The sequence below is a fragment of the Allopontixanthobacter sp. genome (assembly GCF_034376665.1).
GTDB lineage: Bacteria > Pseudomonadota > Alphaproteobacteria > Sphingomonadales > Sphingomonadaceae > Allopontixanthobacter.
The window spans coordinates 22,363-34,869 of record NZ_JAXMJI010000067.1; the positions used below are offsets into that span (position 1 = coordinate 22,363).

At 61.6% G+C, this 12,507-nt stretch carries 13 protein-coding genes; 9 read left to right on the forward strand and 4 right to left on the reverse strand.

What is annotated here, in order from left to right; genetic code table 11:
- The first annotated feature begins 159 nt into the window (after positions 1-159).
- From U0988_RS07115 to U0988_RS07125, 3 genes are all read left to right on the forward strand, one after another.
- Positions 160-1,317 carry an N-acetyltransferase gene (locus tag U0988_RS07115; protein WP_322291929.1) on the forward strand — a complete coding sequence of 386 codons (1,158 nt, stop codon included), beginning with the start codon at positions 160-162 and terminating at the stop codon, positions 1,315-1,317.
- Between the two features lie 175 nt (positions 1,318-1,492).
- Positions 1,493-1,957 (forward strand): response regulator, encoded by a 465-nt coding sequence (locus U0988_RS07120; protein ID WP_322291930.1) that lies wholly within the window; start codon positions 1,493-1,495, stop codon positions 1,955-1,957.
- A gap of 291 nt (positions 1,958-2,248) precedes the next feature.
- Positions 2,249-3,043, forward strand: coding sequence for a response regulator (locus tag U0988_RS07125; RefSeq protein WP_322291931.1), 795 nt, complete (start codon positions 2,249-2,251; stop codon positions 3,041-3,043).
- A 33-nt stretch (positions 3,044-3,076) separates the two neighbouring features.
- Here U0988_RS07125 and U0988_RS07130 read toward each other — a convergent pair whose 3' ends face one another.
- Positions 3,077-4,672 carry a CHASE domain-containing protein gene (locus U0988_RS07130; protein WP_322292017.1) on the reverse strand — a complete coding sequence of 532 codons (1,596 nt, stop codon included), beginning with the start codon at positions 4,670-4,672 and terminating at the stop codon, positions 3,077-3,079.
- Between the two features lie 275 nt (positions 4,673-4,947).
- Here U0988_RS07130 and U0988_RS07135 point away from each other — a divergent pair, with 275 nt between their 5' ends.
- The 3 genes from U0988_RS07135 to U0988_RS07145 all read left to right on the forward strand — a co-directional run bounded on the left by U0988_RS07135 (position 4,948) and on the right by U0988_RS07145 (position 7,043).
- Positions 4,948-5,154, forward strand: coding sequence for a NepR family anti-sigma factor (locus U0988_RS07135; protein WP_322291932.1), 207 nt, complete (start codon positions 4,948-4,950; stop codon positions 5,152-5,154).
- Positions 5,154-5,765, forward strand: a complete 612-nt coding sequence (locus tag U0988_RS07140; RefSeq protein WP_322291933.1) for a sigma-70 family RNA polymerase sigma factor — start codon at positions 5,154-5,156, stop codon at positions 5,763-5,765. Before U0988_RS07135 ends, U0988_RS07140 begins: the two co-directional genes overlap by 1 nt.
- A 99-nt stretch (positions 5,766-5,864) precedes the next feature.
- The gene (locus tag U0988_RS07145; RefSeq protein WP_322291934.1) at positions 5,865-7,043 is read left to right on the forward strand and encodes an AI-2E family transporter; all 1,179 of its coding nucleotides are present in this window, start codon (positions 5,865-5,867) and stop codon (positions 7,041-7,043) included.
- Positions 7,044-7,128: 85 nt separating this feature from the next.
- Here the strand turns inward: U0988_RS07145 and U0988_RS07150 are convergent, their stop codons facing one another.
- Entirely contained in the window at positions 7,129-7,740 is a 612-nt protein-coding gene (locus U0988_RS07150; protein ID WP_322291935.1) for a superoxide dismutase, read from the reverse strand.
- An 88-nt stretch (positions 7,741-7,828) separates the two neighbouring features.
- Positions 7,829-9,094, reverse strand: coding sequence for a dicarboxylate/amino acid:cation symporter (locus U0988_RS07155; protein ID WP_322291936.1), 1,266 nt, complete (start codon positions 9,092-9,094; stop codon positions 7,829-7,831).
- 93 nt (positions 9,095-9,187) lie between these two features.
- Between U0988_RS07155 and glmM the strand changes: the two genes are divergently transcribed.
- The 3 genes from glmM to U0988_RS07170 are packed head-to-tail and all read left to right on the forward strand — an operon-like array spanning position 9,188 to position 11,621.
- Positions 9,188-10,525, forward strand: coding sequence for a phosphoglucosamine mutase (gene glmM / locus U0988_RS07160; protein ID WP_322291937.1), 1,338 nt, complete (start codon positions 9,188-9,190; stop codon positions 10,523-10,525).
- Entirely contained in the window at positions 10,525-10,758 is a 234-nt protein-coding gene (locus U0988_RS07165; protein ID WP_322291938.1) for a DUF1272 domain-containing protein, read from the forward strand. The genes glmM and U0988_RS07165 overlap by 1 nt, the downstream gene beginning before the upstream one ends.
- The gene (locus U0988_RS07170) at positions 10,755-11,621 is read left to right on the forward strand and encodes a hydroxymethylpyrimidine/phosphomethylpyrimidine kinase (protein ID WP_322291939.1); all 867 of its coding nucleotides are present in this window, start codon (positions 10,755-10,757) and stop codon (positions 11,619-11,621) included. Before U0988_RS07165 ends, U0988_RS07170 begins: the two co-directional genes overlap by 4 nt.
- Here the strand turns inward: U0988_RS07170 and U0988_RS07175 are convergent.
- Positions 11,618-12,493: an LOG family protein gene (locus U0988_RS07175; protein WP_322291940.1), complete on the reverse strand. Its 876-nt coding sequence runs from the start codon at positions 12,491-12,493 to the stop codon at positions 11,618-11,620. The two genes, U0988_RS07170 and U0988_RS07175, sit on opposite strands and share 4 nt — an antisense overlap.
- Positions 12,494-12,507: the final 14 nt, after the last annotated feature.

A 12,507-nucleotide genomic window follows, 5' to 3' on the forward strand; every position in this document is an offset into this window, starting at 1 on the left:
GCCTGCAGCTTCGGGGGTGAACCGTGGAACCAAATCGCGGCAAGTGCAAATGTTTGATCAATCTTGTGCGGCGAGTGCGGGAGATCGGGATTGCAGGCTGGCTTGACAAGCCCCTGTTCGCACAGGAGACGAAAACCAAACCTGAACAGGAACGCCTGCGTGACCGAAGCACCGATTACCATTGTCCCGATATCCGGAAAAAAGGGCCGGGCGGCCTTTGTCGATCTGGGCCGAAAATTTGCCTCGCGGGTGCCGCATTTCGTTCCGCAATTGCGCGGCGAGCAGCTGGAACTGATCGATCCCGGCAAGAACCCGTTTTTCCAGCATGCGCGGGTGCAATTGTTCATGGCGTACCGCGGCGATGTTCCGGTGGGCCGCATTTCCGCCCATATCGACGAACTCGCTTTGGAAATCCCGCCGGAACAGGGCATGGGCCCCGGGACCGGCATGTTCGGCTATTACGACGCGGAGGACGAACGGGTCGGCGATGCCTTGCTGGCGGCGGCGGAAAGCTGGCTGCGGCAGCAAGGCATGACCCAGGTACTCGGACCGATATCGCTATCGATCTGGGAAGAACCAGGCCTGCTGGTGCGCGGCCATGACCACGCTCCGATGCTGATGATGGGCCACCATCCGGCCCACTACCAGACCTGGATCGAAGGCGCGGGCTATGTTCCGGCCAAGAAACTGTTCACATACCACTTGCCGATAACCGGCAGCTTTCCGCCGCTGGTCGAACGGATCGTGAAATCGGGCGAACGCAACGAACGCATCCGGATCCGCGAAGTGGACAAATCGAAATTCGAGGACGAGGTGCGGATCATCCTCCACATCCTCAACGATGCCTGGTCGGGTAATTGGGGCTTCGTACCGTTCACCAACACGGAGATTTCCTACGCCGCGAAAAAGATGCTCCCGCTGATCCATCCCGAACTGGTGCGCATTGCGGAACTGGACGGCAAGCCGGTCGCCTTCATGATAACCTTTCCCGATGTCAACGAGGCGCTGGTGCAGACTGGCGGCAAGCTGTTCCCCTTCGGATGGTTCACCTTGCTGCGGTGGATCCGCAAGCCCCGCGGCAAGCATATGCGGGTACCGCTGATGGGTGTTCTCAAGGAATACCATAATTCCCGGCTGGCCAGCCAGCTTGCCTTCATGATGATCGAGTTGATCCGCCAGCAGGCGGTGGGTAAATTCGGGGCTTCGCGCGCGGAAATCGGATGGATCCTCGACGACAATCAGGGAATGGTTGCGATTGCCGACATGATTGGCGGGACAATCAACCGCGAATATCTGATCTACCGCAAGCCGCTGTGAATCGTTGCAGAACTCCGGTTCGCCGCCCATAATGCGCCGGCCGGCTCTAATCCGGCTCGAGCGGGAACTTCAATCGACAGAGTAACGTTTTGTCGCCATGTCCTGCCGGATTCTTTTGGCTGGGTACCGGCCAATCTGCCGATCGAATGCAAACTTCCGATGGAGACCTGGGACTGTGGTTAAATCCGTTCAACCTGCTGCCGGGAAATCTGCCAAACGCCGTGTTCCTCCGGGGTTCGGATTGATCCTGGTCGTCGAGGACGACAGCCTTCTGGCGATGGCTATAGAGCAGGCTCTGATCGATGGTGGGGCGGGCGAAGTCGTGCTGTGCAACTCCACGGAAGCGGCCCTTGCATTTCTGCGCGAACGCAAGCCCGATGCCATAATTCTGGATGTCCATCTGGCGGACCGGGATGATGGCTGGGCCATCGCGGAGTTGCTCGACGATGTCGGACCGAACCGTCCCCGAATCGTGTTTTCCACCGGCGCACCGCAGGATATTCCGGACAAGATCGCAGACCTGGGCCCGGTGCTGGTAAAACCGTACGAGCCGGCAGAGCTGATCGAGGCCATTCGCGGTCCGCAGCGGCGCGGTCTCTTTTCGCTGCTGCGGCGAACGACCACTGATCCCGGCAACTGAATTGGCGACAAAAAAAGGGCCTCCTGACTCACTTGGAGCGGAGGCCCTGGGGGGATCGCGTCACAGGCCGTATGGACGGGAGGGGGGGTCACGGCCGGTGACACACACTAAATGCCCCGCTCTGCGCGGGGTTCCCTGCCAATGCAAAAAAATCAAAAAATATCTGACACACGGCGCTGGCTGGCCTATGGTTGAGCCGCCGGACCAGCCAAAATACCTGATGCTCAAGCGGTCCGGAACCGAAGCGCAACAGATGCGTTTCAGGACGGCTTATCAGGCGGAAGGGTTTCTATGTCATTGGGCGAACAAGTCGCGAAAAATCTCCCATATCTACGGCGCTATGCTCGGGCGCTGACCGGCTCCCAGAAAACGGGGGACACATATGTGCAGGCAACGCTCGAAGCCGCCTTGGCCGATGAAAGTCTCAAGGCGACCCTGGCTGGCGGCCGGGTGCCGCTTTACCGCGCTTTCAACAAGGTGTGGTCCAGTGCGTATCTCGAAGTTGTCAACGGCCCGGCCGCGGGCAGCGATCATGAAATCGCCGCAAACATGCGTCTCAAATCCATTACTCCGCTTAACCGACAGGTTCTCCTGTTGACGACACTTGAAGATTTTTCGGTCGAGGACACAGCCGAGATCATGGATATGGACGCGGCCGATGTTTCAACCCTGGTGAAAGAGGCCGTCGATGAAATCGACCAGGAAACAGCCACCAGCGTCCTGATTATCGAGGATGAGCCGTTGATCTCCATGCAGCTGGAAGATCTGGTGACTTCGCTTGGACATAAAATCTGCGGCACGGCGGCGACCCGTCGGCAGGCCCAGGCCGTCGTGGCAGAGCGGACGCCGGGCCTGGTGCTGGCCGATATTCAACTGGCTGACGGATCGTCCGGCCTCGACGCGGTGGACGACATTCTCTCCATCGACAGCGTGCCGGTGATCTTCATCACCGCATATCCGGAACGGCTCCTGACGGGTGACCGGCCGGAACCGACCTATCTGGTGACCAAGCCATTCCAGGAATCGACGGTTCGCGCTGCCATTTCCCAGGCACTGTTTTTCGGGTCGAGCCGACCGCTCGATTAACCGGTTTGCCGCGATGCGAGGTGAGAACTGGCGCTAGCGGCTGGCGCGGATCGCGAAATCGCTGGGGACGCGGATCGGAACGGTAATGACGCACCGGACACCCTCGGGCGCAAAGTCCAGCTCGACCGGGTTATCGAGTTCGTGGGCGACGATTTTCTCGATCAGATCGGTGCCGAACCCGCGTTTTCGCTGGGTCGGCACCGGTGGCCCGCCCGATTCCTGCCAGACAATCCGCACCACGCCGTCCTCGCGCGTCCAGCTTACCGACACCCGGCCGCCAGCATGGCCCAAGGCCCCGTATTTGGCGGCGTTGGTCGCCAGTTCGTGGATCGCCAGCCCGAGCGACAGCGCGTCGCCCGGTGCAAGTTCGACCGGCGGCCCGCTAACGGAAAGCACTTCACCGCTGCCGTTGTAAGGCGCAAGTTCGGTGGCCACGACATCCGCTATCGGTGTGGTTCCCCATTCCGACTGGGTTAGCAGATCGTGCGTCGCGGATAGTGCCCGGATACGCCCATCGATCCCGTCGACAAATTCATCGAGGTTTTCCGCCCGCCGCCGCGTTAGGGCGATGATCGACAACACATTCGCCAGCGTGTTCTTGACCCGGTGGTTGAGTTCCCGGGTCAGCGAATTGCGGATGGAATTCTGTTCGCGCAGCCACTCCAGCGAAGCCCGGTCCTCCAACGCCTGCTGGCTGAGCAGGCGGGCCACCACCATCAACAGGCTCGCGACCAGCAGACCGAAAATGAGTGTCGCCATGGATAATTGCGACAATGTCCCGCTGAGCGCCGATTCCAGTTCCAGGTACATCGTACGGTTTGCAATGGTGAGCGGCCTGGAAATGACGTTGCCGGTGGATCTTTCGGGCGCAACTTCGGCCAGGAGATTTTCCGGAGCGACCTGGCTGTCATACAGGCGAACCCCGCTTTTCCCCAGGGTTTCGGACTGCAGGACCGAATCGAGAAATTGCTGGGCATCGAAGGGGCTGTAAACAAAGCCCCGCAAGGGGCGCCTGATCGCCGTGCTCTCGATTTCGTTGCTTTCGAACACCGGCATGTAGATCATGAAACCCTTGGCGGCGCCGTTCGCTGTCGGCAGCAACAATTCGATCGGTGCGCTGGCGGTAGGCCGCACGGTGCGTTCGGCTTCCTGCATCGCCGCACGGCGTGCGGGCTCTGAATACATGTCGAAGCCCAGGGCCGCGCGGTTGCGTGCCGTCCGCGGTTCGAGAAACGTGACCGGGGTGATCCACTTGCGGGTCCCGTCATAGGCTGGATAGATACCCAGGCCGCTGGGAAAATAATTGCCCAGCCGCTGGAGGTATTCGTTGGCTCCCTCGGGCCGGACGGCTTCCGCCCAGCCGACGCCGCTCGCACCGCGGTATTCGGTGTCGAGCCGCAGTTCATTGACGAAACGCCGGAATATGCGCTCGTCAACGCGTTCGACAGTGCTGAACAAGGCTGCACCGGCACGAAGATAGGCCGCGTTGGAGCTGCCCCGCCGTTCCAGCGCTGAGCCGACCGCTTGCGAAATAGCCTGAAGTCGGGCGTGTTCGCGCTGCTTCTCACCGCGCTCGATCGCAAAAACACTCAGCGCCGTAATTGCGGTTATCAGCAGGAATATGATCATCGGCACGGCACGCGGATATTCCACAAGCCATCGGCGCAACGAGTGTTGGTGCCGCCTCACCTGATTCACGGACGATGTTCGTTCACGGATGGAATCCCCCAGGTAAGGCCACCAATTCGAGGACAAAAAACCTATCCCTTTAACTCAGGTGTCAGGCAGGGAACCAAACAGAAGCCCCTTCGTTCCCCCTAGCACATTCACATTAATCCAGCGCGGCCTGCAAAAACAAGCTAGACCCAAGTCAGCGATCGAAACGGGGAAGATACAGATTTCCTATGGAACCTGACAAGAAGAAGCGCGCGACAGATAGCTCGGAGAACGCAAAAGTGAACCTACAGCCGGCGGGGAGCCATAAAGGGCACCGGGCGGAACGTCATCCGGAATGGACGAACGGCCTTCGTCGTCTGTACGATTCAGTCGTCGCGGAACCGCTGCCCGATAGTTTCAAGGAGCTTCTGTCGCGGCTGGATGAAAAGTCCTGATGAGCGAAAGCAAGCGAACACCGACCGAAAAGGCCGACTTCAAACGCGAATTGACGGAAGTAATTCCGCACCTTCGCGCGTTCGCGCGCGGGCTGTGCGGCCGTCCCGACATGGCGGATGATCTGGTCCAGGAAGCGATGATGAAGGCCTGGGCGGCGCAGGAACGGTTCGAACCGGGCACATCGATGCGGGCCTGGACCTTCGTGATCCTGCGCAATGCCTATCTGACCGACATGCGGCGCAACCGGTTCCGCGGCGAATATGACGAGAATGTCGCCGAGCGGATTCTGACCGCGCCCGCCGGACAGGAAGAACCCCTGCACCTGTCCGACATGCACCGGGCCCTGTTGACCCTGCCGCCGGAACGGCGCGAAGCGCTGCTGCTGGTCGGCGCGGGCGGGTTCTCCTATGAAGAAGCCGCGAGCATTTGCGGCTGTGCAGTGGGAACGATCAAGAGCCGCGTGGGCCGCGCACGCGCCGCGCTTACCTCGATGATGGAAGACGGCGACATTCCGCGTCGTTCGACCGACGATGCGGCAGCCCACTACGCCATCCTCCAGGAACTCGATTTGGTGGCATCAGGCAACGGGCTCGCTTCCAAGACCCGATAGGACTGGCTATACAGCGTCATGCAGGCTGCACCGCCCACGGTTTGGGGGCGGGTCCGGTCGTTCGCTCATTATCCCCACTGGGGACCTGAAGGATTCGAAATGGGCGTCAATGTCTCTCCGTCCGATCCTCCCGGCAGGGAGCGCAATCCAGCCGGCCGCCGCAAGGCATTCGCGGAACAGGAACTTCGCCTGATCTCCGCATTGGTGGTCATTCTGGGGGCCGGGCTGTTCCTGGCGCTTCCCTTTGTTCTTTCGATCGGTTCGGTGGTGTTCCTGCCGGTTGTGACTGCAATTGTGCTGACGATCATCTTGTCGCCGCTCGCGGACAAGCTCGCCGGTTGGGGCCTGCCGAATGTCCTTGCATCGCTGATCGCCCTGCTGACCTTCTTCGCAATCATGCTGCTGGCGCTGGCCCTGATCCTGCAACCGGCGGTCGATCTGTATGACCGCGTTCCCGCCATGGCCAACCAGGCTGCGGAGAGGTTTGGCGAATTGCGCGACCAGTTTGCCTGGATCGCCATCGCCAACGCGGAACTGGCCGAGCTGATGGGGCAGTCGCAAGGGCGCGAGGTCGTGCTTGCCAGCCCTTCGGTGATCGAGCAGCTGGCGTTTGCAACGCCGAGCGTAGTTCTGGAAACGCTGCTGACCCTGCTGATGACATTCTTCATGATCGAGGCTCGGGTGAGGATGCGGAAGCATTTGCTGCTCGACCGGTCATCCTTTGGCACCAGTATCAAGGCCGCCCGCGCGATCCGCGAAATGCAGGACCGCGTCGCGGCTTATATTTTCACTGTCGCCTGGATCAACGGCATCGTCGGTGTAATCGTCGCGGCCGGCGCATGGGCGCTGGGGGTGGAAGCGCCGGTGATGTGGGGCGGCCTCGCCGCGCTGCTCAACTTCATTCCCTATATCGGGCCACTGGTGATGACGGCGCTGCTGGCGCTGTTCGGGATCGGCACGGCGGAAACCGCGCTGCTGGGGATCATTCCGGCGATCGCCTATCTGGGCCTCCATACAGTCGAAGCGAATATCGTCACGCCCTCGATCCTCGGTGCGCGATTCACCATGAACCCGGTGATGATCCTGATTGCGCTGAGCTATTTCTCATGGGTCTGGGGCGTATTCGGCGCGCTGCTGTCGGTACCCATCCTGCTGATGCTGACCGCGTTCTTCGATAATGTCGGGCGGCCGAACCTGATCGGCTTTATCTTCGGCGAACCCCTGTTTGCGGCCAATCTGCTGGATTTGGCCGAAGGGCCTCCACCCCCCCAGGCATAGCAAAGCCTGCACGAAAAAGCCCGCCCCGGTCATTCCGGAGCGGGCCTTTGCCGTATGGCGGGCTTGGGTGCCGGGCCTTTCCCGATCAGTCGGGGTATTTCCAGGTCGTGCCGCGTGCCAGATTCTCCGAGGCGAATGCCCAGTTGAGCTTCTGGTTGATGACCGCCTCGAGATAGGCAGGGCGCTTGTTCTGATGATCGAGGTAATAGGCGTGTTCCCACAAATCGATCACCAGCAGCGGATTGAATCCGCTGTCGGCCAGCGTGTCGCCGTCATGCGTATCCTCGACCGACAGTGTGCCGTCCTTTTCCGCCAGCCACACCCAGCCGCTGGCGAAATGGCCCGCGCCGCGCTCGGCCAGCTTTGACTTGAGTTCATCCACCGAACCGAAGGCAGTATCGATCATCGACGTCAGTTCGTCTGACGCGCTGGTGGCTTCCGGCGCCAGCGAATGCCAGTAAAAACCGTGGTTGTAGCTTTGTGCCGCATTGTTGAAGAGCCCCTTGTTCGATCCGCGTGCGGCGGCGATGACGTCCTCCAGCGAAGCGTCCGCATGGTCGGTACCTTCGATCGCAGCGTTGGTCTTGTCCAGATAGGCCTGGTGATGCTTGCCATGATGGTAGGACAGGGTTTCCGCCGAAATTGCCGGAACCAGCGCGGTGTCGGGGTAAGGCAAAGGGGTGAGCTTAAAAGGCATGGTTTTTCTCCAATCCGTTTGGTGTGAATCTGGTCCGGGGCTTACCCCTTCAACGCATGGGCAGTCAAAGGGTTGCCCGGTTTACGCTTCAGTCCTGCGTAGAACGCTCGACCGCCGCTGTCACGGCAACATTCATCGTCACATTGCCCAGGGTGCGCATGATGTCGGGCAGCATTTCCACCGCCACAAGCAATGCCAGCGGCTCCACCGGCACACCCATCGCAATAGCAATCGGGCCGATCGAAACTACGAAGCTGATCGAACCGGGCAGGCTGACCGATCCGACGCTGATGATGAACGCGACCGCGACACCCGCAATCATCAGCATCGGGGTCAGTTCCACACCGGCCAGCGCTGCGACGTAGATCACCACTGCCAGGTTCATGGCCGGACTGGTCGCACGAAAGATCGCAACCGCCAGCGGCAGCACGAAATCGGCCGTCCGGTCGCGAATGCCGAGCATCCTTGCGCTGGCCAGCATGGCAGGCAGGCTGGCGAGCGAGCTTTGGGTCGAGATCGCCACCGCCTGCGCCGGGATCATCGCCCGGGCAAACCGCAGCGGACTGATCCGTCCGACCACCCACGCCAGCAGATAGGCTCCGACAAGGACCAGCGTACCCATCGCGCTGACGGTAAGGATATAATGCGCGAGCGTGGCGAAGGCGCCCCCGCCGCTGCGCGCCGCCACACCGATAGCCAGGGCAAACACCCCGACCGGCGCCGCCCACAGCACCCAGCCGATGATCGTCAGCATGGTATTGGCCAGCGCGCGGAAGAACCGCAGCAGGGTCTGCCGCTGGTCATGGGGCAGCCGCCCCATTGCGAGAGCGAACATCGCAAAGAAGATCGTCAGCGGCAACATGGCCGTTTCGGCCGCAGCCGCAATGATGTTGGGTGCAATCAGCGACGTGATGAAATCGCCGATCACCGGGACCTGCTGCGCCGCGCCTGTATCTGCCGCAAGCATTCCCGATGCCGCGGCCGGAATCGGAAATATTGCCAACAAGGCAGGCATGGCGAGCACCGTCACCGTCCCGCTCAGCACCAGCACAGCGAACACCAGCCCCAGCATCAGCCGCGCCGCTCTGCCCGCGCGCGCCGCCTGCGCCATCTGGGTGATCCCCAGGATCAGCAGCGCCGCGACCAGGGGGATGATGGTCATCTGCAACGCGCGCAGCCACAGCGATCCAACCGGCTGGGCAATCGCCAGCACCGCCTCAGCCTGAGAACTGTCGGCCAGCGTCAGTCCCGTAAGCAGCCCGGCAATCAATCCGCCAAAAGTCCACCAGACGGGCAGCCGTATGGCGATAAGGTCACCCTTTGGGGGGTTCGCTTGTGTGTTAATGTCCGGCAATGTCTCGGCCCCCTTCCCTTTGCGCACTTAACGCGCCAGTAGTCCGTGGCAAGGGCCGGTGGTGCCTGCGCATGAAATTGAGGCAAGTTTTCTATGGTACGCAAGTTTTTCGGCACCGACGGCATCAGGGGCCGCACCAACCAGGGCGTGATGACCGCGGCGACCGCGATGCGCGTGGGACAGGCCGCCGGCCGCCACTTCCTGCGCGGCGACCACCGGCACCGGGTGGTGATCGGCAAGGATACCCGCCTGTCGGGTTACATGATGGAAAGCGCATTGGTGGCCGGATTTACCAGCGTGGGCATGGACGTGATCATGACCGGACCGCTGCCCACCCCGGCAATTGCCCTTCTGACACGGGAAATGCGGGCCGATCTCGGCGTGATGATCTCGGCCAGCCACAATCTGTTCGAAGACAACGGGATCAAGCTGTTCGGGCCAGACGGCTTCAAATTGTCCGACGAAGACGAACTGGCCATCGAAACCCTGATCCAGACCGACCAGCCACTCGCAGCGTCGGCCGATATCGGCCGTGCGCGCCGGATCGACGACGCCCGGGGACGTTATATTCACGCGATCAAGCAATCGGTTCCGCAGGATGTCCGATTCGACGGGCTGAAGATCGTGGTCGATTGCGCCCACGGGGCGGCTTACGAGGTCGCGCCGTCGGCGATCTGGGAACTGGGCGCGAAAATCATCACCCTCGGCGTCACCCCCAACGGCAAGAACATCAACGACGCGTGCGGATCGACCTCGCTCGATGCGCTCAAGGCCGCGGTCGTTGAAGAAGGCGCGGATGTCGGCATTGCTCTGGATGGCGATGCCGACCGCCTGATCGTGGTGGACGAAACCGGACGGACGGTCGACGGAGACCAGATCATGGCGCTGATCGCCACCGGCCTTGCCGCCCGGGGCGAGCTGAGGGGCGGCGGGATTGTGGCCACGGTGATGTCCAATCTCGGCCTGGAACGCTATCTTGCGGGCCTGGGGCTGACGCTCGAACGCGCCAAAGTGGGCGACCGCCATGTGCTCGAGAAAATGCGGACCGGCGGCTTCAATGTCGGCGGCGAGCAATCCGGCCATATGATAATGCTCGACCATGCCACCACCGGCGACGGGACGATTGCCGCACTGCAGGTACTCGCGGCGCTGGTCCAATCGGGCAAGAAGGCGAGCGAACTGCTGCATTTATTCGATCCGGTGCCGCAATTGCTCCGGAATGTCCGCTATTCCGGCGGCGCTCCGCTTGAAAACGAGATCGTCAAATCGGTCATCGCGGGAGCGGAGGCGGAACTGGCAGGCAAAGGCCGGCTGGTCATCCGCCCGTCCGGAACCGAGGCGGTCATCCGCGTGATGGCCGAAAGCGATGACAAGGATCAGGTGGAAGCGGTGGTGGACCGGATCTGCGCCGCGGTTCAGGACGCCGCCTGATGCTGGACATGCGCCCCGATTGCGAGCGCTGCGGGGCCGATCTGCCCGCTGCGGCCCCCGGTGCGTTCATCTGTAGTTTCGAGTGCACCTTCTGCGCCCGTTGCGCCGAGGAACTGGATGACCGGTGCCCCAATTGCGGGGGCGAGCTGATGGACCGGCCATCGCGCAGTGCGGCCCTGCAGGTAAAATTCCCGGCAAGTTTGGAGCGCAGGTACAAGGGGCCCGCAGAATGAGCCGGACTCCGCCCCGCATTCTCAGCATTGCCGGTTCGGACAGTTCCGGCGGCGCCGGCATCCAGGCCGACATCAAGACGATCACCATGCTCAGCGGCTATGCCATGACGGCGATTACGGCGGTGACGGCGCAGAACACCATCGGTGTTCAGGGCATTACCCCGATCGCGGGCGAGTTCGTGCTGGAACAGATCGCCTCGTGTATCGACGATATCGGCGCGGACGCGATCAAGATCGGGATGCTGGGCAATGAAGACATAGTGCGCCATGTCGCAGCGGCGCTGGTTGCGGCTCCTGAAGTCAGCGCCCGATCCGCCGCAGGACATATCGCCAAGAACGCACCGCCCGCGACAGGCCGCTTTCCGATCGTGCTCGACCCGGTGATGGTCGCCACCTCCGGTGCCCGGCTGATCGACGAGGCCGCGATTTCAGCGATGCGGGCGCGGCTGTTTCCGCTAGCGACGCTGCTGACGCCCAATCTGCCCGAACTGGAACTGCTGGCCGGCCGCGAACTGCGCACGCTTGAACTGATGCAGGACGCCGCCGGTGAACTCGCCCGGGAGGCCGGCTGCGACGTGCTTGCGAAAGGCGGCCATACCGATGACGAGCGCGTGATCGATGTGCTGGTCAGCCCGATGGGGGAGGCTCAGGTGTTCCACCACCGGCGGCTGTCCACCCCGCACACTCACGGCAGCGGCTGCACCCTGTCATCGGCCATTGCGACCCTGATCGGCCATGGGCAACCGCTTGAGGATGCAATCCGGATAGCGCGCAAATTCGTCTACAGCGCAATGGAGAACGCACCCGGCTTCGGTCTCGGCAGCGGTCCGATGGGCCATCAGGCCGTTCGCAACACCACCTAGGCTTCGAGGTCGTAGAACTCCGCGATATGGTGCCAGGCATCTTCGGCGGTTTCGCACCAGTGGAACAGGTCGAGATCCGCGAGATTGATAGTGCCTTCTTCGGCCAGGGCCTCGAAATTGACGACTCTGGTCCAGAATTCCCTGCCGAACAGCAGCACTGGGATCGGCTTCATCTTGCCGGTCTGGATCAGGGTCAGCAATTCGAGAAATTCGTCGAGCGTTCCGAAACCGCCAGGAAACACCGCCACCGCCCGGGCACGCAGCAGGAAATGCATCTTGCGAAGTGCGAAATAGTGGAACTGGAACGACAAATAGGGCGTCACATAGGAATTGGGTGCCTGTTCATGCGGCAGGGCGATATTCAGCCCGATCGATTCCGCACCAGCGTCGGAAGCGCCGTGATTAGCCGCTTCCATGATCGAGGGCCCGCCGCCCGAACAGATCACAAATTGCCGCTTGCCGTCTTCGATGATCGCCTTTTCGCTGACCAAGCGGCCGAGATTGTAGGCCTCCTGATAATACTTCGATTTCTCCGCCAGCTTCTCGGCTACGGCTTTCTTGTCCGCTAGGGCACTCGCGACCAGTAATTCGGCCTGCGCCGGCGACGGGATTCGCGCGGAACCGTACATGACCAGGGTTGAGCCGACGCCGGCTTCTTCCAGAAGCATTTCGGGCTTCAGCAATTCAAGCTGGAAGCGAACCGGGCGCAATTCCTCGCGCAGCAGAAAATCATCATCCTGGAACGCCAGCCGGTATGCCGGGTGCCTTGTCTGAGGTGTCTGCCGGGGTGCTGAAACAGCAGTTTTCGCCTCAACACTCGCAGGATAGAATTTGCGCTGGCTGAGTTCGTGGTCGTTATTGTCGTTATTCATACCAGCCGCCCTAA